General features: G+C 47.0%; 1 pseudogene. It reads left to right on the top strand.

Going from position 1 to position 509, the window contains the following annotated elements:
• Positions 1 to 509 (top strand): annotated as a pseudogene (locus R7E78_RS30830) (hybrid sensor histidine kinase/response regulator); the annotation flags it as partial.

Genomic DNA, 509 nt, shown 5'->3' with positions numbered 1-509 from the left:
GCAGTAACGCCTACTTCCATACCGATTTGCTACCTCTGCTTGGGCCAGAGGGCGGCATTTTCATGGCGAAATTAGCCAACTTAGCTTCCTTCTTCGCATTTGCTTTTGCTTTCTACTTTTCTTGCCAGCTCGCCGCCGAGCAGAAAAAAGGCAAAGTAAAACTGTGGCAACAAGGCATTTTTGTTGCGCTGACGGTTTATTCTCTGGTCATCAATTTACGCCCGAACCTAACCGTTGAGAATGTGCTGATTGATGGCCCTAGCCAATTTGTGATTGAGTTTGGCCCTCACACTTCTTATTTCTTCATGGGATTGGTGACCTTTGTCGTTATGACACTCACCAACCTCATTAGCATGCGCGCAAACAGCAGTAAGCTCTCTATAGCGAAGAACAATTACATGATCGCAGGGATCTTAGTATTCATGCTGTCTACGGCTGTCATACACCTAGGCATGACCTACTTCCTTGGGGATTTCTCACTAACGTGGCTGCCACCAGCGTTATCCATC

Source organism: Vibrio sp. YT-19(2023), assembly GCF_033337395.1.
Note: the sequence above shows the minus strand (reverse complement) of the source record. Positions and strands in the feature narration are given on the sequence as shown.